Source organism: Marinobacter fuscus, from assembly GCF_003007675.1.
GTDB classification, from domain to species: domain Bacteria; phylum Pseudomonadota; class Gammaproteobacteria; order Pseudomonadales; family Oleiphilaceae; genus Marinobacter; species Marinobacter fuscus.
On sequence record NZ_PXNP01000109.1, the window covers coordinates 235,046 to 256,526 of the forward strand.

Consider the following 21,481-nt stretch of genomic DNA (forward strand, 5'->3'; position numbering starts at 1 on the left):
TGCCCGCATACCAAGGCTAGATATACACGCACCATCAACATCTGCGAGACACTCATGAGCGAAACCCGACACTCCCGACTGATCATCCTTGGCTCCGGCCCTGCAGGTTATACCGCTGCCGTTTATGCTGCCCGAGCCAACCTGAACCCGACGCTGATCACCGGTATCGAAGTTGGCGGGCAGCTAACCACCACAACCGATGTAGACAACTGGCCCGGAGACAACGATGGTGTCCAGGGGCCAGAACTGATGCAACGGATGCAAAAGCACGCGGAACGGTTTGAAACGGATATCGTTTACGATACCATCAACGAGGCTGATCTGCTCAACCGGCCATTCCGCCTGAAGGGCGACAGCGGCGAGTACACCTGCGATGCGCTGATTATCGCCACCGGTGCGTCTGCCATGTACCTGGGGCTGGAGTCCGAAGAAAAATTCAAAGGCCAGGGTGTATCGGCATGTGCAACCTGTGACGGCTTCTTTTACAAAAAACAGAAAGTTGCCGTTATCGGTGGTGGCAACACCGCGGTGGAAGAAGCACTCTACCTGTCTAATATTGCCGACGAAGTCACACTGGTGCACCGTAGAGACAGCTTGCGTGCCGAAAAAATCCTGCAGGACAAGCTGTTCGAAAAAGCGAAAAATGGGAACGTCAATATTGTCTGGGATCACACTCTGGATGAAGTACTTGGTGATGCCACCGGCGTTACCGGCATGCGCATCAAAAGCACCAAAGATGGCAGCAGCAAAGAACTGGATCTTGCCGGTGTGTTCATTGCCATTGGCCACAAGCCCAACACCAGCCTGTTTGAAGGGCAACTGGAAATGACCGACGGCTACATCCGCATTCGCTCAGGGCTCGAAGGCATGGCTACGCAATCCAGCATTCCCGGCGTGTTTGCTGCTGGCGACGTGGCGGATCACGTTTACCGCCAGGCGGTCACTTCAGCAGGTTTTGGCTGCATGGCCGCCCTGGACGCCGAGAAGTACCTGGATCAACTGAGCTGATATTCCGCCTTCTCCATGGCCTCTCTACCCTGGCTGGATCCGGATCAGCTGTGGTTTCCTCCGGCGCATGAGGCGCTGGAGGAACCGGACGGCCTGCTTGCTCTGGGCGGCGATTTGTCACCGGAACGCCTGGTGCTGGCCTACCGCAACGGGATTTTCCCCTGGTTCAGTGACGATCAGCCTATACTCTGGTGGTCGCCGGATCCCCGGTGCGTATTGTTTCCGGGAGAAATCCACATTTCCCGCAGCCTCCGGCGCACCCTTAACCAGCAGCGTTTTTACCTGACGACAGACCAGTGTTTCGGGCGGGTCATCCGGTTATGCGGCAGCACGCGGGCGGAGGGCACCTGGATTACCGCCGATATGCTTGCCGCCTACAGCGAACTCCATCAGCGTGGCATTGCTCACTCTATCGAGATCTGGAACCGCAATCACGAGCTGGCTGGCGGTATGTACGGCCTGGCTATTGGCCGCTGTTTTTTCGGCGAATCCATGTTTTCGCTGGAAACCAACGCGTCGAAGGTGCTCATGGTTCATCTGGCACGGCAACTGGAGCAGTGGGGCTATCAGATCATGGACTGCCAGGTGGAAAGCGATCACCTGATTTCTATGGGTGCCCGTTGCATTCCTCGGGCTGAGTTTTTATCTATACTCAGAACAAGCATCCAACAACAGGGCCCGAAAGACTGGCACCTGAACTGGCAATGGCCCGGGCGGGAGCGCTGAATGAGCAACCTCAGAACACTCGTATTTTTTGCCACGCCCCCTCACGAATGCAGCTATCTGCCCGATCGCGAAGCGACAACCATGTTTGTCGACCCCCGGGCCCATATCGACAAGAAACTCTATAGCCAACTGACCGCTCTCGGCTTTCGGCGCAGCGGCTCCCATTATTACCGCCCCCACTGCGAAAACTGCAATGCGTGTGTTCCCGTGCGCTTGCAAGCGGGCGAATTCCGCCCGGACAGAAGCCAGCGCCGAGTTTTGCGCAAGAATGCCGATCTTACCTGTCGCATGGTGCCTGCTGCCTTCAGCGAAGAGTACTACCAACTGTACGCACGCTACATTGAAGAACGGCACAAAGATGGTGATATGTACCCCCCCTCAAGGGAACAGTTCACCACCTTCCTGGTAGAAGGCGCCACAGACTCCTGGTTTCTGGAGATGTCTCTTGAGGGTGAACTGGCAGGGATTGCCGCTATCGATTTGGTGGACGATGGCCTGTCTGCCATCTATACGTTTTTTGACCCGGAACTTGAGAGCCGCAGCCTTGGTACCTTTGCGGTACTTTGGCAGATAGAAGAAGCCCGGCGCAGAGAACTGCCACATTTGTATCTGGGATACTGGATCAAAGCATGCCGGAAGATGAACTACAAAACCCGCTTTCAACCCATCGAAGCACTGCGCGATAGTCACTGGGTGCCGCTATCTGATCCGTGATTTTTGCCAAACGCCAAGAATTCAGGCAGAATTGCGCAATTTAAAATGTCCGAAACGAATTTCCAACGAGGTTTCTACTGAATGGCGAAATCAGATGTCATTGAAATGGAAGGCGTAATTATCGATACGCTTCCTAACACCATGTTCCGTGTTGAGCTTTCTAACGGGCACGTTGTTACCGCTCATATCTCCGGCAAGATGCGCAAGAACTACATCCGCATTCTGACTGGCGACAAGGTCAAGGTTGAGCTTACGCCTTACGACCTGAGCAAAGGCCGAATCGTGTACCGCGCCCGTTAATCGACACAGTCGACATCTGAAAAGCCCCGCCGTAGCGGGGCTTTTTTGTTCAGATGGCTTCTGCGGGCTCGTGCTCGTACTCGAACACCAGTTCACCGTCCTTCAGGTGAATGCGCACATCTCCACCCCGCTCTGACAGGCTGCCGAAGAGGATCTGCTCCGCCAGCGGCCGCTTGATTTTGTCCTGTATCAGGCGGGCCATCGGCCGGGCACCCATGGTTACATCGTAACCCCGTTCTGCCAACCAGGCTTTTGCTTCGTCATCCACGTGCAGAACCACATGTTTCTCGTCAAGCTGCGCCTGCAGCTCGGTGAGGAACTTGTCGACCACATGGGTGATGGTCTCTTTCTGCAAGTCGGCAAATTGTATGATGCCATCGAGACGGTTTCTGAACTCCGGCGTAAAGGTTTTGGTGATCACCTCCATGCCATCGCTGCTGTGATCCTGCTCGCTGAAGCCGATGGAACGGCGGGCCATGCTTTCTGCCCCTGCGTTGGTGGTCATCACCAGAATCACATGGCGGAAATCGGCTTTGCGGCCGTTGTTGTCCGTCAGGGTGCCGTGATCCATCACTTGCAGCAGCAAGTTGAACACCTCCGGATGCGCCTTCTCAATTTCATCAAGCAGCAGTACGCAGTGCGGATGCTTGTTCACCGCTTCTGTCAGCAGGCCGCCCTGGTCGTAGCCGACATAGCCCGGCGGCGCACCAATCAGGCGTGATACCGTATGCCGCTCCATGTACTCAGACATATCAAAGCGCACCAGTTCGATACCCAGCACTTTGGCCAGCTGCTTGGTCACCTCGGTCTTACCAACCCCTGTGGGCCCCGCAAACAAGAAGGCACCTTCCGGCTTCTCCGGTGCTTTCAGGCCAGCCCTGGCCAGCTTGATGGCGGTAGAGAGGGACTCGATAGCCGGATCCTGGCCAAACACCACCATTTTCAGATCCCGCTCCAGATTACGCAGCAGATCCTTATCGCTGGTAGACACGTTCTTCGGCGGAATCCGGGCAATATTGGCCACCACATCTTCGATTTCCGAGACATCAATGGTCTTCTTGCGCTTGTCCTCAGTCATCAACCTCTGCCGGGCACCCGCTTCGTCGATTACATCGATCGCCTTGTCCGGCAAGTGCCGGTCTGTGATGTAGCGGTCTGCAAGCTCGGCCGCTACACGCAAAGCTTTGTCGGTGTACTTGAGGTCATGGTGCTTTTCGAAGTTTGGCTTCAGCCCTTTGAGGATCAGGTAAGTATCTTCAACACTCGGCTCATTCACATCGATCTTCTGAAAGCGACGGGCCAGGGCGCTGTCTTTCTCGAAAATCCCACGGAATTCCTGGTAGGTGGTGGAGCCGATACACCGCAACTCACCCGAGCTGAGCATGGGCTTAAGCAGGTTGGACGCGTCCATAACGCCCCCCGAGGCCGAGCCTGCGCCAATGATCGTGTGAATCTCATCAATAAAGAGAATCGCGTGATCCTGCTTTTTGAGATCGGCCAGCAACCCCTTCAAGCGCTTCTCAAAATCCCCGCGATATTTGGTGCCCGCCAGCAATGCCCCCATATCCAGAGAGTAAACGACCGCATCCGAAATGATCTTCGGCACCTGGCCATCAACAATACGCTTGGCCAAACCTTCCGCAATAGCAGTTTTGCCAACCCCGGCCTCACCCACCAGCAACGGATTGTTCTTGCGGCGGCGAACCAGGATTTGCACTACCCGCTCCACTTCGTGTTCACGGCCGATAAGTGGATCAATGCGGCCCTGGCGAGCTTGTTCATTTAAGTTAGTGGCGTAATTTTCCAGCGGCCGCGACTGGCTGCCCTCTTCCCCCGATTCTTCGTGGGCTGCATGATCAATACCGTCCTGATCTTCTGCCCCCTGTACCCGGGAGATGCCGTGGGAGACATAATTAACCACGTCAATCCGCGCGATGTTCTGCTTTTTCAGCACGTACACCGCTTGGCTCTCTTGTTCGCTGAAGATCGCCACTAACACGTTCGCGCCGGTTACCTCTTTTTTACCAGACGACTGCACATGGAACACTGCCCGCTGCAGCACCCGCTGAAAACCCAGTGTTGGCTGGGTCTCACGATCACTGTCCGAGCCCGGGATCAGGGGCGTGGTGGAATCCACAAAATCCACAAGTTCTTCTTCAAGGCGCTTGAGATCTGCTCCACAGGCTTTCAGCACGCCCACCGCCGATTCGTTATCAAGCAAGGCCAGCAGCAAATGCTCGACCGTCATGAACTCATGACGCTTATCCCGGGCATTTTTGAAGGCCGTATTCAGCGTAATTTCCAGATCTTTACTCAGCATGGGACACCCCAACGTCTGTCAGTCCGCACGTTCTATCTCGCAAAGCAACGGGTGTTCGCACTCCGAAGAATACTGATTCACCTGCGCCGCCTTCGTTTCCGCGATGTCTCGGGTATATACCCCACATACGGCTTTTCCCTGCGTATGGACGAGCAGCATCACCTGCGTCGCCTTTTCTTCATTCATTCCGAAGAACCTCATCAGCACATCTACCACGAAATCCATCGGTGTGTAATCGTCGTTCAGAAGCAAGACCCGGAACCTCGCCGGGCGTTTCAGGGCTGGCTTGGCAGGCGCAACACTGACGCCTTCATGACGCCCGGGCTGATCATCTTCCCCCTGATTAAATACTAGTAGAGAATTTTCAATTGTCTGCATGATTCTGTTTGCCGGTTACTCGGTCTGTAGGGAGCTTTATCGCCACTCCAATGACTTACTGTGGTTGCGCCGGTTCCGGAATTCAAGCCGGAGCGGCCAACAACCGCGACTCATGTATCAATACGAACATGATACCGCTTCCAGACCTGGCAGAACCACTCAATCCGGCTCGCCCGGGACTTGACTCTGGCGCCACTTTGACCGAAAGTTGAGGCGCAATGTAAAATTGTGTAAGCAAAAGATGCCGCTTGTAACCAGCAGCGCCAAGGAATACCCGTTAGACCAACAATAAGTGGAGAGCCCGCCTTCCTCCTTCAGCTGGGAAAGTCATTGACTTCGCCGCTTCAAACGGCACCCGTCGAACTGCCTGGAAGAGTCAGGGCCTCCCGAAGCAGACACACGACACGAACAGGGGAGTTCATCATGCCACGGGGCAAAGTCAAATGGTTCAATAACGCCAAAGGATATGGCTTTATCATCGAAGACGGCTGCAGCGACGATCTGTTTGCCCACTTTTCATCGGTGCAGATGGAGGGCTATAAAACCCTTAAAGCGGGCCAGACAGTCACCTTCGAAAAGAAGCCCGGCGACAAAGGCACCCATGCGGTCAACATTGTTCCGGATGAAGTGCCCGCCAGATCCACCGGCAGCCAGTCCGTGAACTCTGGCCAGAACCCGGATGATTCAGGCGACAGCAGCGGCTACTCGCATCGTGTCGTAAACGCCTGAAACATTTGATGGCGCATTTCGGTTTGCCGCTGGCAGAGCCAGTGGCCGATTTTTCTGCTGCCATCGATTGTCCGCAACTTCTCTCACGCATTCCTTTTTAGTAGGCTTTGTGCCCCGTATCGTCAGGGCAAGGGGATTTCGTGCGTGGCTGAGCTCATACTTTTCAACAAACCGTTTCATGTACTGAGCCAGTTTACCGATGACCGGCCCAAGGCGCCCAGGCGCACTCTCGCAGAATGGATTGACCGTCCGGGCGTCTACCCGGCAGGCAGGCTTGATTACGATTCTGAAGGCCTTCTGTTGTTAACCGACAGCGGCCCTCTGCAACACCGGATTTCCTCACCATCCAACAAAATGCATAAAACCTACTGGGTTCAGGTTGAAGGCCGCATTACCAGCGACGCCCTCCGCCAGCTCGAGCGAGGCGTTCAACTCAAAGATGGCCTTACCCGGCCTGCGAAGACTGCCACCATGGCGCCCCCGGCGGTGTGGCCCAGAATACCGCCGGTGCGCCATCGTGAGAAAGTCCCGACGTCCTGGCTTACCTTGGCCATTACCGAAGGCCGGAACCGGCAGGTCAGGCGAATGACTGCTGCCGTTGGCTTTCCCACATTACGGCTGATTCGCTATCAGATCGGCGACTGGACAATAGATAACCTTGAACCCGGGCACTACCGATCCATTTCCATCAACATGCCGGACACTCCTGCACAGGAAAAGAACCGCACGCGCTGGAGGCGCAAACAGCCATGACCTGGAAACCGCACGCGACTGTTGCTGTCATCGTGGAAGATGTACAAGGGCGTTTTCTGCTGGTTGAAGAAGTCAGCGGGGGCAAAGTCGTATTCAACCAACCCGCCGGTCACATCGAGGAAAATGAAGCGGTTATTGATGCTGTTCGCCGTGAAACTCTCGAAGAAACCGGCTGGGAAGTTGAGCCAACATACTTTCTTGGCCTCTACACCTACAAGGCCCCCGCCAACGGCGCTACTTACCACCGCTTCTGCTACGCCGCCGACGCCGTGCGCCATGTTACCGATGAACTGGACACCGGCATTATTCGGGCGCACTGGCTGAGCCTTCCGGAGATCCGGGAACTGGGCAACCAGCTGCGAAGCCCGATGGTGGTGCGCTGTATCGAGGATTACCGAAACGGTCGCCGTTTTCCTCTTGATGTCATCGTGGATGAACAGACGTAGTCCAGAGATAATGTTAACATCAGCCGTTTTTAGCGGTGACCGGATTCAATGACGCAAATGCCCGAAAGCAACCCCCCCGAACACACCCGTGTGATCGTCGGCATGTCCGGCGGTGTCGACTCCTCTGTGGCAGCCTGGCTCCTGAAAGACCAGGGGTATCAGGTGGAGGGCCTGTTCATGAAGAACTGGGACGAAGACGACGGCACCGAATACTGTACGGCAATGACCGATCTGGCGGATGCACAGGCGGTTGCCGACGCTATTGGCATCAAGCTGCACACCGCCAGCTTTGCCGCAGAATACTGGGATCGTGTCTTCGAACATTTCCTTTCAGAGTACCAGGCCGGGCGAACCCCCAACCCGGATATACTGTGCAACAAGGAAGTAAAATTCCGGGCATTTCTCGACTACGCCGTGACCCTGGGTGCAGACTTTATAGCGACCGGCCACTACACCCGGCAACGCCCCCTGAGCGATGGCAGCGGCCGGGCTCAGCTGTTGAAGGGGCTGGATCCCAATAAAGATCAAAGCTACTTCCTGCACGCGGTATCCGGAGAACGTATCGCCCGCACCCTGTTCCCGGTAGGCGAGCTGGAAAAGCCCGAAGTGCGCAGAATTGCCGAAGCACAGGGCTTCATCACCCATGACAAAAAAGATTCCACCGGTATCTGCTTTATCGGCGAACGCAAATTCACCGATTTTCTCAAGCAATACCTGCCCGCACAACCCGGTAACATTGAAACGCCCGACGGCCAGGTGATTGGCAAGCATCAGGGGTTGATGTATCACACCATCGGGCAGCGCCAGGGCCTGGGCATTGGCGGGCTCGCTGACTTCAACGATGAGCCCTGGTACGTTGCTGAAAAGGATTTGCAACGAAATGTACTGGTTGCGGTTCAGGGCAAACACCATCCACTTCTGTTCTCGCGGGGCCTGATGTCTGGCCCCATCGACTGGGTGGCTGGCGCACCGCCTTCACAGCAGTTCCGCTGCAAGGCGAAAACGCGCTACCGTCAGCCCGACCAGAACTGCGACGTTACCGTGCTGGAGTCCGGCGTGAAAGTCGTCTTCGACGATCCACAAAGGGCGGTTACCCCGGGGCAATCAGTGGTGTTTTACCAGGGCGACATTTGCCTCGGCGGCGGGGTCATCGAAGAGACCTGGCGAGACAGCGAAGCACCGCCAGCCAGGCTATCCGCCCAGCCCCCCGCAGGGAGCCAGGCATGAGCAAAACCCTTCATGACCGCACACTGGCACTGGCAGGGCTGTGTCAGGCTGCCTCGCTAGTCCGGCAGGTTGCCCATCAGGGCTCTTGCAACGAAGCAGACTTTGAAACCTGCATCCGCTCCCTGTTTGCCACAGACGCGGCCACCACTCTTGATGTTTACGGTGGTGAAATGACAGATCTTCGGGAAGGCCTGCGGGTATTGTCTACCGTGCTTGCCGAGCGCGGTCGCAGCCAGGACATGGAGATCATCCGTTACGTTCTGAACCTGATACAACTGGAATCCCAGCTCAAGCGTAACCCGGACATGCTTGATGTCATCGGCAGCCGCATAGAGCAGGCGCGGCATACCGCCAGCCATTTCGGCTATAGCCACGGCAATCTGATCAGCAATCTGGCATCCATCTATGCCGATACCATCAGTACCTTTCGCCTGCGCATCCAGGTCAGTGGCAGCCCGCAGATTCTCCAGCGCACCGAAAACGCCGACAAGGTGCGGGCACTGCTGCTGGCAGGCATCCGCTCCGCCGTGCTCTGGCGGCAAAGTGGCGGCAACCGCTTACAACTTATTTTCGCCCGCAAGAAAGTGATCAACCACGCCCGGGAATTGCTGCGCTGATTCAGCGCGCTGGCTGGTGTATCATTAGCGTCTTCACTTTTCCGATCCGATTTTTCTTTGATGAACTGAGAGGTTTTCGATGGAACTCACCGCCCTGACCGCTATTTCTCCGGTCGATGGCCGCTACGGCAGTAAAGTCAGCGTATTCCGCAGTATCTTCAGTGAATACGGCCTGATCCGTAACCGGGTAACCGTCGAAATCCGCTGGCTCCAGTCTCTGGCGGCACATCCGGCTATTACCGAAGTCCCAGCTTTCTCTGCCGAAGCCAATGACTTTCTCGACAAGCTGGTCAGCGAGTTCAGTCTGGCCGATGCCGAGCGCATCAAGGAAATCGAACGCACCACCAATCACGATGTCAAAGCAGTTGAGTATCTGATCAAAGAAAAGATCGCCGAGGTTCCGGAACTGCACGCGGTTACCGAGTTCGTGCATTTTGCCTGCACCTCCGAGGACATCAACAACCTGTCCCACGCTCTGATGTTGCGCGAAGGTCTTGATCATGGCCTGCTGCCAGGCATGGAAAAGGTCATCGACAAGCTGGCCGAACTGGCCAAGACCCACGCCGAACAGCCCATGCTGTCACGCACCCATGGCCAGACAGCCTCTCCCACGACGGTAGGCAAGGAACTGGCCAACGTAGTCTACCGGCTGCGCCGCCAGCTGAAACAAATCCGAGCCGTAGAACTTCTGGGAAAAATTAATGGCGCAGTAGGCAATTACAATGCCCACCTGTCTGCCTACCCCCAGGTCGACTGGGCCGCCAATGCCAAAGCGTTTATCGAGAGCCTGGGCCTGGACTGGAATCCCTACACCACACAGATCGAGCCCCACGATTACATTGCCGAACTGTACGATGCTATCGCCCGCTTCAACACCATCCTGATCGATCTGGATCGGGACATCTGGGGCTATATCTCGCTGGGTTACTTCAAGCAGAAAACCGTGGCCGGTGAAGTGGGCTCCTCCACCATGCCCCACAAGGTGAACCCCATCGATTTCGAAAACTCCGAGGGCAACCTGGGCATCGCCAACGCCATTTTCGGTCATCTGTCTGCCAAGCTGCCGATTTCACGCTGGCAGCGCGATTTGACTGACTCCACGGTACTGCGCAACCTTGGCGTTGGCTTCGCCCACAGCCTGATTGCCTACGAAGCCACCCTCAAAGGCCTGGGCAAACTGGAAATCAACCCTGCCCGCCTTGATGAAGACCTGAATCAGGCCTGGGAAGTGCTGGCCGAGCCCATCCAGACCGTGATGCGCCGGTATAACATCGAAAAACCCTACGAAAAACTCAAAGACTTGACCCGCGGCAAAGCCATGACCCCAGAAGTCATCAAGAATTTCGTAGAAACCCTGGATATTCCGGAGCAGGCCAAGGCAGAACTACGCGCCCTGACCCCGGACAACTACATTGGAAACGCCGTTGAACAGGCGCGTGCCATCTGACTCGGAGTAACACCATGGACATGCTTGGCGGAATTACACCCACCAAATTTCTGCGCGATTACTGGCAGAAAAAACCGCTGATCATCCGCCAGGCATTTCCCGGATTCCAGTGCCCGGTCAGCCAGGATGAGCTGGCAGGGCTTGCCTGCGAAGAAACCGTCGAATCCCGCATCGTAATCGAGAACGACGCCGGCAAACCCTGGCAACTGCACAATGGGCCCTTCAACCCGGAACGCTTCAGCGAACTTCCGGCTCAGGACTGGACGCTGCTGGTGCAGGGGCTCGACCACTGGGTACCGGAAATTGCCGACCTTCTCGACCATTTCCGCTTTATCCCCAACTGGCGGCTGGATGACATCATGGCCAGCTATGCCCCCAAAGGCGGCAGCGTGGGCCCGCACTATGACATGTATGATGTGTTCCTGCTTCAGGCTCAGGGCCACCGCCGCTGGACGTTTGGCGGCCATTGCGACCACACGTCACCCCGGGTGGAAGGAACGCCCCTGCGAATTCTGAGCAGCTGGGATGGCGAAGAAACCGTGACACTTGCTCCGGGCGATATGCTCTACCTGCCTCCCGGTGTCGGTCACCATGGTGTCGCCGAAGATGACTGCATTACGCTTTCCGTCGGATTCCGCTCGCCAACGGTGGATGACGTGCTCACCAGCTTTACTGACTTTCTAAGCCAGAAAGAGGCGGCGTCCGCGCACCTGGACGATCCCGACCTGCAAATTCAGGATAACCCCGGCACCATCGCACCCGATGTTATTGACCGGCTGGACGCGGTCATCTGCGAACAGCTGGGGGATCGGCGCAATCTCGCACTCTGGTTCGGTCAGTTCGCCACTTCACCCAAAAGTATGGACATTGTTGTCCCCGCAGAAGAGCCAGCCGAGGCGGAAGATCTGGCGGCAGCCATCCACGCCGGCGAACAGCTGCGCTGGAATGAAGGCTCGCGCTTCGCTTACCACGAACTGCACGATGAAACGGCCCTGTTTGTTGATGGTGAGCAGTACCTGCTCAAAGGTGATGCCAGGCCACTTGCCACCCTGCTCTGTGCCAGATCCCGCATCGATATGACGGCACTATCGCATTTTGCCGCCGATCCGGCCTTGCTGGGGTTGCTGACCAATCTCTACAATCAGGGTTCAGTCTACTTCGAGTAAATGATGGAACTGAGATTCCGACAATACAGCTGGCAGCTCGCGCCGGGATCCATTCGGGATATCCGGCAACGGGTATTTGTGGATGAACAGCGGGTACCACCAGATCTCGAGTGGGACGCAACCGACGAGATCGCAGATCATTATCTGGCGGTTGACCGCGATAACCGTCCGGTTGCTACCGCCCGAATGTTCTCGGCTCTTGAGGAGACCGGCTACATAGGCCGAATGGCGGTGCTGCCTGAATTCCGCGGTCTGGGTGTCGGCGATGCGTTATTGTGCCACCTGTTGTCGGAGGCTGCAGGGCGCTATCAGGAACTCCGGTTATCCGCCCAGGAACATGCCATCGGTTTCTATCAGCGCCGCGGATTTCATACGGCGTCTGCGCGACCCTACGACGACGCGGGCATTCCCCACCTTGATATGCGCTGTCTGGCACCTGCCCTTGCCCATCGCGCGGGCCGCAATCACGCTAACCCGCTGATTCTCGGCGCAGACAGCGAATCCTGGCTGTTCGACAAGGACTGCTCGCTTCGGGATTTGATGGATTCACTGGTAGGCCAGGCCGGTCAGCGCCTGTGGCTCTATGACCAGGTTCTCGACCACGACCTGTACGACCGGCACCGGCTGCGCGAACTGGTTTCGGCGCTGGCACGCCGCCACAGGATCAGCGAAGTCCGCCTGCTGATCCACGACGACAAACCCCTGGTCAAGCGGCGCCATCAACTGGTCGAGCTGATGCGAAGGCTTACCAGCCGGGTCGAGTTGCGCCTGGTCAACCCGGACTACCCTTTCGAAGATCAGCCCTTCCTGCTGGTAGATCGGCAGGGCGTTCTGTATCGCCATAGCTTCGACAAGCCCGAGGGCTTTGCCGATTTCTCGGCTCACGGGCGGGTGAGAATCCTGTCGGAAGCATTCCAGAAAATGTGGGATGCTGCCCGCCCTTCTCTGGAACTTCGTGAACTACCGCTCTGAGCGTGACATCGGCAGCACCTGGGGAGACTCGAACCGGGCTCCGAAAGGAGCAAACTCTTCATCCACCTCTTCCGCTACCTCGGCAATCAGCTTTCGTAGCCACTGATGATCGGCATTGTGCTGCAGCAGAGGGCTCCAGGCCATTTTCAGCTCGAATGGCGGGATTTCAAACGGCGGCACCTTAACCACCAGATTGTCATTGTCCTTCTGCAGCCAGGCCGCCCGTGACGGCAAGGTCGCAATCAGATCGTGCTGCCCGGCCAGCAGCATCGCCACCTGGTAGTGTCGGGTAAACACGGAAATCTGCCGTTTTCTGCCCATGCGGCCCAGTGCCTCGTCTACCCACCCCAGCCTCTGGACATCCTTCGGGTTTACCCCGGTACCAACGCCAAAGCCAGTTTTACTGACCCAGATATGACTGGCATCCAGGTAGGTATCAAGGGTAAACGGAACCTTCAGAATAGGGTTGCGGGCATTCATCAGGCACGCGAAGTACTCGGTCCACAGGGTTTTCTGATGAAACGACTGCGGGATCTTGTCGAAGCGGTTGATGGCCATATCAAGACGCCCCTGCTCAACGTCCAGAAAACTGACATCACTGGGCGTCAGCACGTCGAGAGTTATAGAGGGCGCTTCCTGCCGAATACGCCGTAACACTCGCGGCATCAGGCAGGATTCAGCGTAATCACTGGCCATGATCCGGAATACCCGCTGGCTTTCGTGGGCCAGAAAAGGCGTTTTCTCCTGTACCGCCTGCTCGATATCAGCCAGTATGCCCCGAACCAGGGGCTGCAACTCCCTCGCCCGTTCTGTCGCCGTCATCCCCTCGCTGGTGCGCACCAGCAGCGGGTCACCGAACATATCCCGCAAGCGGCGTAATCCGTTGCTCATGGCTGGCTGGGTTATGCCAAGATGGCTGGCAGCCTTGGTTACGTTGCGCTCCCGCAACAATACATCAAGGTAAACCAGTAAATTCAAATCCACCCGAGACAAATTCACGGGGCACACCTCCAAAGCCGGATCCAAACTATGATATTCATCGCTTAAATATACCAGCCAATCAAAATTCATCAATTGAATAGCTTGTCTGTTCAGACTCTCACATAAAAGACGGGCAGCCGGTTTTCTGCTAGTCTTTCAGGTTGTTATCCTGCTGCAGGCCGTCATGCCCGTAGCAGGCAATCAAAGGCTCGCCAGCCGTCACCTTTTATCCGGAGCCTGGCCCGAATCATGGACACCACCACCATTGTGTTACTGCTCGCAGGCATTGTTGCCGCGTCCCTCATCATCATTGTCATCAGCCAGATGCGGGAAAAGGCACGGATAGAGCGGGCTCGTAGAATGACCCGCCAGGAAGACGCCTACAAACGGGCTTCCCGCCTTTTTACTGATATTCCGGGCCAATACCTGACCGACGACCTGAAGCTATTTTTGCTCAAATGCATGGAAGATGCCTGCAAGGAGCTGATGGCATTGAAAAGCGAGAAGCCGGTAAAGGACTGGTTAGCCAGTGTTCAGGAAACCCGCCAGAAGGTTGCGGGGAAGACCGACCAGCGCCGGGCAACCCGTATCGATTCTCCGGAAAAGGCTAACGACACCAAAGCATTACTGCAAAGCCTGTTCAAGCTGATCGAAAGCCAGCATAAGGCCGGGCGTGTGGATGCCGCTACTGCAAAAAAGAACCTGAAGTATGTGCTGTTTCTGGTGCACAAGACCCATGCCGACCTGCACGTATTTCAGGCCCGCGATTACATCCGCCAGAACGAAATACGCAAAGCCATTCATGCCTATCATCTGGCCAGCACTGAAATCGGGAAATCGCGGGACAATCCCCTGGCAATGAAGGCCGTCAAGAGTTTCCGCACCCGGATCAAAGAACTCGAAGCCATGAGCGCTCAGGGGGCCATTGATGCAGACAGTTCTGCCAAGCTCGACAAAGAATGGGATCACTTTCTTGAAGATGATGATTCCTGGAAGAAAAAGGCTGACTACGATAACTGACCTATCCCGACAATCATCACGAGCCATCTGCGGAACCCGCTGTCATCGTGTTTAATCGAGTCCGACAACGCCTCTCCTATCGCCTGACCCGGGATACCGTTCTGGTGGCCATGGTGCTGGGCCTGGTACTGAATCTTCTGCAAATCACGCTCGACTATTTTGTTGCCAGAGACGCCATGGAACAGGAAGTCCGGGCTCTTATCATGATCAGCCAGAGCCCGGCCTCCCAGATTGCCTACAACATAGATACACGGCTTGCAGAGGAGCTGCTCGACGGACTGTTGCAACATCCGGCCACCATCGATGCCCGCATTATCGACAGCGACAAACAAACCATGGCAGCGGCCAGCCGCAGCAGCCCCGAGTCCCGCTACCGCTGGGCCAGCGATTTGCTGTTCGGGGCCAATCGTGTCTTCAGCCAGGAGCTCCGGGTATCGCAACTGGCGGATCTTCCGCTGGGGCACCTGGTGCTGACCGTCGACACCTATCACTATGGCCTGCAGTTTCTGTCACGGGCCACCAACACACTGATCATCGGCATGCTCAAGAGCCTGGCGTTATCCGGCGCGCTGCTGGCTATCTTCTACTTGGTGCTTACACGGCCCATGATGAGCGTGATCAATGCCCTGAGCCAGGTGAAAGCCAGCTCTCCGGAAACAGTCCGGCTCCCGGTGCCCGAACACCATGAGCGCGATGAAATCGGCACCATGGTGGGGATCGTCAACCAGCACCTGGCCAACATGGAACAAAGTGTTATCCAGCTTCGAAAAGCAGAAAGCGCCATCAAAAATTACTCCAGTGAACTGGAGCAGGAGGTGGAAGATCGTACACGGGAGATTTCGGAAAAAAACGAGGCTCTGCAAAGGGGCAACAGGGCTCTGGTTCGGGCCAAAGAAGATGCGGTAAGGCGCGCCCGGGCCCGGGCAAACTTTCTCGCCAGCATGAGCCATGAGATCCGCACTCCGTTGAATGGCGTTCTGGGCATGCTTGGCCTGGCTTTGGACAGCGAACAGGATGATAGCCAGCGGAACCGACTTGAAATCGCCTTGACCGCGGGCCAGAGCCTGCTCAGCCTGTTGAATGATATTCTGGACATTTCCAAAGTTGAAGCTGGTAAGCTCAGCCTGGAGACGATTCCCTTCAGCGCCCGCAGCCTGATCGAGGAGTGCAGCACGCTGCATGCGCAACAGGCCCGTAAGAAACAGATCACGCTGATCAATGAAACTGCACCAGACATGCCTGGCAGTTTTCTGGGTGACCCCACACGAATTCGCCAGGTGCTGAACAACCTGTTGAGCAACGCCATCAAGTTCACTGACAGCGGCAGTGTAACAATCCGCGCAGGCTGGTCTGGCGGCACCCTGACCCTGGAGGTGATCGATACGGGGATCGGTATGTCCAAAACCGGCCTGCAGCGGATATTCTCTCCGTTTGCCCAGGCCGATACCGATACCACCCGGCTCTACGGCGGCACCGGCCTGGGACTTACCCTGTGCCGGCAACTGGTGGATCGGATGCATGGTCGTATCCGCGTCGACTCACAGGAAGGCAGGGGAACCCACTTTACCGTAACCCTGCCGCTGCCCGTGCACCAACCTGAGCACCAGTTGCTCACGCCACCCCCGCCACAGAATCCGGCCGGGGCAACAGAAGGGGTTAGCCTGAACATCCTGCTGGTTGAGGACAACCAGGTAAACCAGTTGGTGGCCAGCAGTCTGCTGAAGAAACTCGGGCACCGGGTGGACCTTGCCGAGAACGGCAAAAAGGGCATCGAAGCACTGCAACGTCAAACCTACGATCTGGTGCTGATGGACTGCCAGATGCCGGTGATGGACGGCTATGAGGCAACCCGAATAATCCGCAGGAACCCGCGCTGGCAGCAGATACCGATCATAGCCGTCACCGCCAACGTTATGCAGGGGGATCGGGAAGACTGCCTGGCATCCGGTATGAATGACTACATTACCAAGCCGTACAACCGTGACGAGTTGAGGGCGGTGATCAACCACTGGGGCCAGCCAAATTCGCCGCCCCCGGGCAGTGATGATCTGTAGGTTCCCGGCTCAGAGCAAAGCTTCGATATCGGCCCGGATGTCTTCCGGTTTCACCGTTGGTGCATAACGCCGGACAACCTGGCCTTCTCGGTTAACCAGAAACTTGGTGAAATTCCATTTGATTTTCTCCGACCCCATCACCCCCCGGGCTTCGCGCTTGAGAAACTGAAACAGGGGGTGTGCGCCATCACCGTTCACATCCACCTTGGCAAACATGGGGAATTCCACCCCGTAGTTCAGTGAACAGAACTGGCTGATACTGTCGTCGTTCCCCGGATCCTGATTCATGAACTGGTTGCAGGGAAAGCCCAGTATCGCAAGGCCACTGCCGGACAGTTTCTGGTGCAGCGCCTGCAAACCCTCGAACTGGGGGGTAAAACCGCATTTGGACGCCGTATTCACGATCAGCAACACCTCGCCGCGATAATCTCCGAGTGACACCTCCTGCCCTTTGATGTCCTTTGCCGTGAAGTCGTATATGGTCGGGGATGACATAAACTTTCCTTTAAATGGGTGAACTTCGCCGAATGGTGCAAAATACCCTCTGCACAATCAACTGATACGTCCCGAAAGCGAGAACCAGCCACCGCAGTGCCTCATTTCGCCACAATTCCACACATTTGCCCCTGTTGCCCCACGGCCTCCCTCCGCTAGAATAGGTGTTCCGGTTTTTCCGGCCTCCATCAGAATGTTAGCGAAGGACGCAAACTCCCATGCAGAACTTTTTCAAATCCGCCAAGCTCGACAACGTGTGCTATGAAATTCGTGGCGTGGTTCTGCGCGAGGCGCGACGGCTCGAAGAAGAAGGCCATCGGGTTCTGAAACTCAACATCGGCAACCCGGCAACCTTCGAGCTGGATGTTCCCGAAGAAATCCAGCAGGACGTCATCCATAACATGCACCTGGCCCAGGGTTATGTGGAATCCAAGGGTCTGTTCTCCGCCCGCAAGGCGGTCATGCACTACTGCCAGCAACGGGGCATTGCCAAAGTCGACATTGACGACATTTATCTGGGCAACGGTGTCAGTGAGCTGATCGTGATGTCCATGCAGGCGCTGCTCAATACCGGAGACGAAGTGCTGATTCCGGCCCCGGACTACCCCCTGTGGACGGCCGCAGTAACCTTGTCCAGCGGCAAGCCGGTGCACTACCACTGCGACGAGCAACAGAACTGGTTCCCGGATATCGACGATATTCGCAAAAAGATTACCCGCCGGACCCGGGCCATTGTACTGATCAACCCCAACAATCCGACCGGAGCCGTCTATTCGGAGGAGCTGCTGCATCAGGTGATTGAACTCGCCCGTCAGCACAACCTGATTGTTCTGGCCGACGAAATCTACGACAAGATTCTTTACGACGGCACCCAGCATACCTCCGTTGCATCACTGGCCGACGACGTTCTGTTCTTTACCTACAATGGCCTGTCGAAAAATTATCGAGCAGCTGGCTATCGTTCGGGCTGGATGATTATCAGCGGAGCGAAGCATCGCGCCAGGGATCTGATAGAAGGCATCGACATGCTGTCAAATATGCGGCTGTGCGCCAACGTGCCAGCCCAGCTGGCGATTCAGACAGCCCTCGGTGGCTATCAGTCGATTAACGACCTGGTTACCCCGGGTGGCCGGCTCTATGAACAGCGCGAAATCGCCTGGCGCATGCTCAACGACATCCCCGGCGTCAGCTGTGTAAAGCCAATGGGGGCACTGTACCTGTTCCCGCGCCTGGACCCGAAGCAGTTCCCGATCGTGAATGATGAAAAGCTGGTTCTGGATCTGCTGTTGCAGGAAAAAATCCTGCTGGTTCAGGGGTCGGCTTTTAACATAGACGATAAGCAACACCTGCGGGTGGTGTTCCTGCCACGCAAAGATAGTCTGGAAGATGCCATGGGCAGGCTGGGCAACTTCCTGGAACACTACCGGCAGTAATCAGAGTAGCTATGGCCGACATCCACGTTGAAGAATTCTACAAAGACGTCGCGGTGGCTCTGGTGCAGCTCTACGGCGCCTTTCCACGGCGCATCAACCTGTTTGTTGAAGACATTTCCGGGCCAGATCAGCCCGATGAGTTCGGGCTTCACAGCAAGCGCCACATGGCCTGTTTCGGCGCACTGCTCTGGCTCTCAGAAGAGGGCCTGTTACGCTATGTTGATACCATCCGACAGGAGGCTCTGGATCAGGTTGTGCTTACCAGAGCTGCCTTCGTTCGGTTGAGTTCAACCGCACCTCGAGCACTGGTGGATCAGCTGGCGCCCGCCAGCTCTGATGCTGACCTTCCGCCCTCAGTCCTGCAGGATCGCTCTACCCGGATAAACCTGCTCCGTGCGGCGATCAGAAGCGGTCGCTCCAGCCAGATTGCGCTGGCGGTGCAGTCTGCGTTCTTCAGTGAAGGCTGATCATTAAATGCGGTTTAGACCCTTGAAGCACTGAACCTGAACCACATATACCGGTCATAGAGCCACACCACCTATCCGTTTGTCTGAACAGGAAACATCATGCGCATTCTACTTTTCCTCGCCACCAACCTGGCCGTTGTTCTGGTCGCGAGTTTCACCCTGAGATTGCTGGGTGTCGACAGCTATCTTGCCCAGCAGGGGATGAACTACGGCTCATTACTGGCCTTTGCCGCAGTGTTCGGTTTCGCAGGCTCGCTGGTCTCACTTCTGATTTCCAAGCCAATGGCAAAGTGGAGCACCCGGGCACGGGTTATCGATTCGCCCCGCACCCCCGCCGAACGTTGGCTGGTGGAGACCGTGGCGGAACTGGCAAAAAATGCGGGAATCGGAATGCCGGAGGTTGCCATTTTCCCGGCGCAACAATCAAATGCCTTTGCCACAGGATGGAATCGGAACAACTCGCTGGTAGCGGTAAGTGAAGGGCTGCTGAGCCGTTTCAGCAAAGATGAAATCCGTGCGGTACTGGGCCATGAGATCGGCCATGTGGCCAATGGCGACATGGTAACGCTGGCTCTGATTCAGGGCGTTGTAAACACCTTCGTAATTTTCGCTTCCCGCGTTATCGGCTCCCTGGTTGATCGGGTCATCTTCAAAAATGAAGACGGCCACGGCATCGGCTTTTTCGTGGTCAGCATGATTGCCGAGGTCGTGCTTGGCATTTTAGCCAGCACCATTGTCTTCTGGTTTTCCCGCCGCCGGGAGTTCCGTGCCGATATTGCCGGTGCGCAACTGGCTGGCAGATCGGCCATGATCAGTGCTCTCGCCCGCCTGAAACAGGAAAGTGAAGTGCCAGATCAGATGCCCGATACCCTGCAGGCCTTCGGAATTAACCGAGGCGCCCGGCAGGGATTGGCCGCCCTGTTTATGACTCACCCGCCACTGGATGAGCGGATCGCAGCACTGAAGAACGCTGCCGCCTGACGTTACAGAGCCTATAATCAACAACGAAAAAAGGGCGCGATTGCGCCCTTTTTTCATTATTCAAGGCCACCCCCGGTTACATACGGAGCTTGAAACCTAGAGCCTTGAAACTGTCCTGAATAGCCTTGCTCGACCCCTTAAGCTGCACCTTCAGGCTGGAACACTCTCGCCTGATCGGGTACTCCTTCCGCAGCCGGTCGAATCCCTCGGCGCGCTGAGCGTCGTCGCCGCGCATGGTCAGGCGCAGGCGCGCATCGTCACGACGGGGGTCGTAACACGCCCTCAATGCCACTTCCACGGATTCGTTCTGACCTGCATTACTGGTAAAGCACAACTGGCTGAGCGCGGCCTGCGGCAGAAACTGCCCCGCCTGCTTACGCACCGGCAAACCAAGGAATAGGCACAGGGCTTTGTAGATCATCTCGGAGCCTTGCATCTTGCCCTCAAGGCTATAACCCGCGATATGAGGTGTCGCCAGCCAAACCTTCTCAACCAGAGCCGGGTCTATGCCCGGCTCGTTTTCCCAGACGTCCAGCACGACCGTCGGAGCAGACGGCTGCTGCAAGCGCTCCAATAACGCTGAGCCGTCAATCACTTCTCCACGCCCGGAGTTGATCAGCAGTTGATGTTCGCCCAGACGTGACAGTTCCTCCCGGGCAATCATTTTTTCCGTAGGGTGAGCACCGCTCCGGGTTAATGGCGTGTGCAAGGTGATAACGTCGCAACCCAGAATGTCATCCAGGCCAACAAAATCGTCGGCGTTCTCTGGCTCACGATCTTGCCGTGGCGGGTCACAAAGCTTGACCTTGAACCCAAGACGAACAAGTACCCGGGCCAGTTCCCCTCCAACATTACCGGCACCAACCACACCCACGGACAGGCCGGTCCAGTCCTCGAGACCGCATTTTTCAGCATACAGCGAAACCACTGAAAGCACGTACTCCGCCACGCTGGTCGCGTTGGAACCGGGGGCTGCGGCAAATCCGATACCTTTGTCTCTCAGGTAAGCAAGATCGATGTGATCGGTACCGATGGTCGCTGTGCCCACAAACCGGACGTGGGACCCCTCAAGCAGCGACTGATTCACCCGGGAAACTGAACGCACCAGAAGAATGTCCGCGTCCCGGACATCTCCCGGCCCAAGATTACGGCCATTCACCCGACGAATTTCACCGATGTCTCCGAAGAACGAATCCAAGAGAGGAATGTTCTCGTCGGCAACGATCAACATAGTGCTAATCTCCAGC

General features: G+C 56.4%; 22 protein-coding genes. 17 read left to right on the forward strand and 5 right to left on the reverse strand.

The features are described from left to right. Positions 1-54: 54 nt before the first annotated feature. The 4 genes from trxB (at position 55) to infA (ending at position 2,748) form a co-directional block, all read left to right on the forward strand. Positions 55-1,008, forward strand: a complete 954-nt coding sequence (gene trxB, locus C7H09_RS18180) for a thioredoxin-disulfide reductase (protein ID WP_106765410.1) — start codon at positions 55-57, stop codon at positions 1,006-1,008. Between the two features lie 15 nt (positions 1,009-1,023). Next, positions 1,024-1,734, forward strand: coding sequence for a leucyl/phenylalanyl-tRNA--protein transferase (aat, locus tag C7H09_RS18185; RefSeq protein WP_106765412.1), 711 nt, complete (start codon positions 1,024-1,026; stop codon positions 1,732-1,734). Beyond that, entirely contained in the window at positions 1,735-2,448 is a 714-nt protein-coding gene (locus tag C7H09_RS18190; RefSeq protein WP_106765414.1) for an arginyltransferase, read from the forward strand. Positions 2,449-2,529: 81 nt separating this feature from the next. Beyond that, positions 2,530-2,748, forward strand: coding sequence for a translation initiation factor IF-1 (gene infA, locus C7H09_RS18195; protein WP_014421226.1), 219 nt, complete (start codon positions 2,530-2,532; stop codon positions 2,746-2,748). 49 nt (positions 2,749-2,797) lie between these two features. Here infA and clpA read toward each other — a convergent pair whose 3' ends face one another. Both clpA and clpS read right to left on the reverse strand, forming a co-directional pair. Next, positions 2,798-5,068: an ATP-dependent Clp protease ATP-binding subunit ClpA gene (gene clpA / locus C7H09_RS18200; protein WP_106765417.1), complete on the reverse strand. Its 2,271-nt coding sequence runs from the start codon at positions 5,066-5,068 to the stop codon at positions 2,798-2,800. 18 nt (positions 5,069-5,086) lie between these two features. Beyond that, positions 5,087-5,446, reverse strand: a complete 360-nt coding sequence (clpS, locus tag C7H09_RS18205) for an ATP-dependent Clp protease adapter ClpS (RefSeq protein WP_106765419.1) — start codon at positions 5,444-5,446, stop codon at positions 5,087-5,089. A gap of 423 nt (positions 5,447-5,869) precedes the next feature. Between clpS and C7H09_RS20460 the strand changes: the two genes are divergently transcribed. The 8 genes from C7H09_RS20460 (at position 5,870) to C7H09_RS18245 (ending at position 12,803) form a co-directional block, all read left to right on the forward strand. After that, positions 5,870-6,175, forward strand: a complete 306-nt coding sequence (locus C7H09_RS20460; RefSeq protein WP_106765421.1) for a cold shock domain-containing protein — start codon at positions 5,870-5,872, stop codon at positions 6,173-6,175. A 144-nt stretch (positions 6,176-6,319) separates the two neighbouring features. Continuing rightward, positions 6,320-6,928, forward strand: a complete 609-nt coding sequence (locus C7H09_RS18215) for a pseudouridine synthase (RefSeq protein WP_106765424.1) — start codon at positions 6,320-6,322, stop codon at positions 6,926-6,928. Further along, positions 6,925-7,374, forward strand: a complete 450-nt coding sequence (locus C7H09_RS18220; RefSeq protein WP_106765427.1) for an NUDIX hydrolase — start codon at positions 6,925-6,927, stop codon at positions 7,372-7,374. The genes C7H09_RS18215 and C7H09_RS18220 overlap by 4 nt, the downstream gene beginning before the upstream one ends. Before the next feature lie 48 nt (positions 7,375-7,422). Next, a complete protein-coding gene (gene mnmA, locus C7H09_RS18225; RefSeq protein WP_420844201.1) occupies positions 7,423-8,601 on the forward strand; it encodes a tRNA 2-thiouridine(34) synthase MnmA in 1,179 nt (392 codons plus the stop codon). Beyond that, entirely contained in the window at positions 8,598-9,218 is a 621-nt protein-coding gene (gene hflD / locus C7H09_RS18230; protein WP_106765431.1) for a high frequency lysogenization protein HflD, read from the forward strand. Before mnmA ends, hflD begins: the two co-directional genes overlap by 4 nt. 79 nt (positions 9,219-9,297) lie before the next feature. Continuing rightward, positions 9,298-10,665, forward strand: a complete 1,368-nt coding sequence (gene purB, locus C7H09_RS18235) for an adenylosuccinate lyase (protein WP_106765433.1) — start codon at positions 9,298-9,300, stop codon at positions 10,663-10,665. 14 nt (positions 10,666-10,679) lie between these two features. Beyond that, positions 10,680-11,831 (forward strand): cupin domain-containing protein, encoded by a 1,152-nt coding sequence (locus C7H09_RS18240; protein WP_106765435.1) that lies wholly within the window; start codon positions 10,680-10,682, stop codon positions 11,829-11,831. Positions 11,832-11,834: 3 nt separating this feature from the next. After that, entirely contained in the window at positions 11,835-12,803 is a 969-nt protein-coding gene (locus C7H09_RS18245) for a GNAT family N-acetyltransferase (protein ID WP_106765533.1), read from the forward strand. On the opposite strand, the gene C7H09_RS18250 is transcribed toward C7H09_RS18245, so the two are convergent. After that, positions 12,792-13,802, reverse strand: a complete 1,011-nt coding sequence (locus C7H09_RS18250; RefSeq protein ID WP_106765534.1) for a LysR family transcriptional regulator — start codon at positions 13,800-13,802, stop codon at positions 12,792-12,794. The genes C7H09_RS18245 and C7H09_RS18250 overlap by 12 nt on opposite strands. Positions 13,803-14,033: 231 nt before the next feature. On the opposite strand from C7H09_RS18250, the gene C7H09_RS18255 reads away from it, so the two are divergent. Together C7H09_RS18255 and C7H09_RS18260 are read left to right on the forward strand one after the other, a co-directional pair. After that, complete coding sequence (locus tag C7H09_RS18255) at positions 14,034-14,804, forward strand: hypothetical protein (protein ID WP_106765438.1); 771 nt, start codon at positions 14,034-14,036, stop codon at positions 14,802-14,804. Positions 14,805-14,851: 47 nt separating this feature from the next. Then, positions 14,852-16,858 carry an ATP-binding protein gene (locus tag C7H09_RS18260; protein WP_106765440.1) on the forward strand — a complete coding sequence of 669 codons (2,007 nt, stop codon included), beginning with the start codon at positions 14,852-14,854 and terminating at the stop codon, positions 16,856-16,858. A gap of 9 nt (positions 16,859-16,867) precedes the next feature. Here the strand turns inward: C7H09_RS18260 and C7H09_RS18265 are convergent, their stop codons facing one another. Further along, positions 16,868-17,353, reverse strand: coding sequence for a glutathione peroxidase (locus C7H09_RS18265; protein ID WP_106765442.1), 486 nt, complete (start codon positions 17,351-17,353; stop codon positions 16,868-16,870). A gap of 218 nt (positions 17,354-17,571) precedes the next feature. Here C7H09_RS18265 and C7H09_RS18270 point away from each other — a divergent pair, with 218 nt between their 5' ends. The 3 genes from C7H09_RS18270 to htpX all read left to right on the forward strand — a co-directional run bounded on the left by C7H09_RS18270 (position 17,572) and on the right by htpX (position 20,234). Continuing rightward, entirely contained in the window at positions 17,572-18,786 is a 1,215-nt protein-coding gene (locus C7H09_RS18270; RefSeq protein ID WP_106765445.1) for a pyridoxal phosphate-dependent aminotransferase, read from the forward strand. A gap of 11 nt (positions 18,787-18,797) precedes the next feature. Next, a complete protein-coding gene (locus C7H09_RS18275; RefSeq protein ID WP_106765447.1) occupies positions 18,798-19,253 on the forward strand; it encodes a hypothetical protein in 456 nt (151 codons plus the stop codon). Positions 19,254-19,349: 96 nt separating this feature from the next. After that, positions 19,350-20,234 (forward strand): protease HtpX, encoded by an 885-nt coding sequence (gene htpX, locus C7H09_RS18280; protein WP_206074360.1) that lies wholly within the window; start codon positions 19,350-19,352, stop codon positions 20,232-20,234. 76 nt (positions 20,235-20,310) lie between these two features. On the opposite strand, the gene pdxB is transcribed toward htpX, so the two are convergent. Beyond that, positions 20,311-21,465: a 4-phosphoerythronate dehydrogenase PdxB gene (gene pdxB / locus C7H09_RS18285; RefSeq protein ID WP_106765451.1), complete on the reverse strand. Its 1,155-nt coding sequence runs from the start codon at positions 21,463-21,465 to the stop codon at positions 20,311-20,313. Positions 21,466-21,481: the final 16 nt, after the last annotated feature.

Bases quoted from the DNA above. Each gene is read 5' to 3' on its own strand.
- trxB (WP_106765410.1), top strand. From the start codon at position 55: ATGAGCGAAACCCGACACTCCCGACTGATCATCCTTGGCTCCGGCCCT.
- aat (WP_106765412.1), top strand. From the start codon at position 1,024: ATGGCCTCTCTACCCTGGCTGGATCCGGATCAGCTGTGGTTTCCTCCG.
- C7H09_RS18190 (WP_106765414.1), top strand. From the start codon at position 1,735: ATGAGCAACCTCAGAACACTCGTATTTTTTGCCACGCCCCCTCACGAA.
- infA (WP_014421226.1), top strand. From the start codon at position 2,530: ATGGCGAAATCAGATGTCATTGAAATGGAAGGCGTAATTATCGATACG.
- clpA (WP_106765417.1), bottom strand. From the start codon at position 5,068: ATGCTGAGTAAAGATCTGGAAATTACGCTGAATACGGCCTTCAAAAAT.
- clpS (WP_106765419.1), bottom strand. From the start codon at position 5,446: ATGCAGACAATTGAAAATTCTCTACTAGTATTTAATCAGGGGGAAGAT.
- C7H09_RS20460 (WP_106765421.1), top strand. From the start codon at position 5,870: ATGCCACGGGGCAAAGTCAAATGGTTCAATAACGCCAAAGGATATGGC.
- C7H09_RS18220 (WP_106765427.1), top strand. From the start codon at position 6,925: ATGACCTGGAAACCGCACGCGACTGTTGCTGTCATCGTGGAAGATGTA.
- mnmA (WP_420844201.1), top strand. From the start codon at position 7,423: ATGACGCAAATGCCCGAAAGCAACCCCCCCGAACACACCCGTGTGATC.
- hflD (WP_106765431.1), top strand. From the start codon at position 8,598: ATGAGCAAAACCCTTCATGACCGCACACTGGCACTGGCAGGGCTGTGT.
- purB (WP_106765433.1), top strand. From the start codon at position 9,298: ATGGAACTCACCGCCCTGACCGCTATTTCTCCGGTCGATGGCCGCTAC.
- C7H09_RS18240 (WP_106765435.1), top strand. From the start codon at position 10,680: ATGGACATGCTTGGCGGAATTACACCCACCAAATTTCTGCGCGATTAC.
- C7H09_RS18245 (WP_106765533.1), top strand. From the start codon at position 11,835: ATGGAACTGAGATTCCGACAATACAGCTGGCAGCTCGCGCCGGGATCC.
- C7H09_RS18255 (WP_106765438.1), top strand. From the start codon at position 14,034: ATGGACACCACCACCATTGTGTTACTGCTCGCAGGCATTGTTGCCGCG.
- C7H09_RS18265 (WP_106765442.1), bottom strand. From the start codon at position 17,353: ATGTCATCCCCGACCATATACGACTTCACGGCAAAGGACATCAAAGGG.
- C7H09_RS18270 (WP_106765445.1), top strand. From the start codon at position 17,572: ATGCAGAACTTTTTCAAATCCGCCAAGCTCGACAACGTGTGCTATGAA.
- C7H09_RS18275 (WP_106765447.1), top strand. From the start codon at position 18,798: ATGGCCGACATCCACGTTGAAGAATTCTACAAAGACGTCGCGGTGGCT.
- pdxB (WP_106765451.1), bottom strand. From the start codon at position 21,465: ATGTTGATCGTTGCCGACGAGAACATTCCTCTCTTGGATTCGTTCTTC.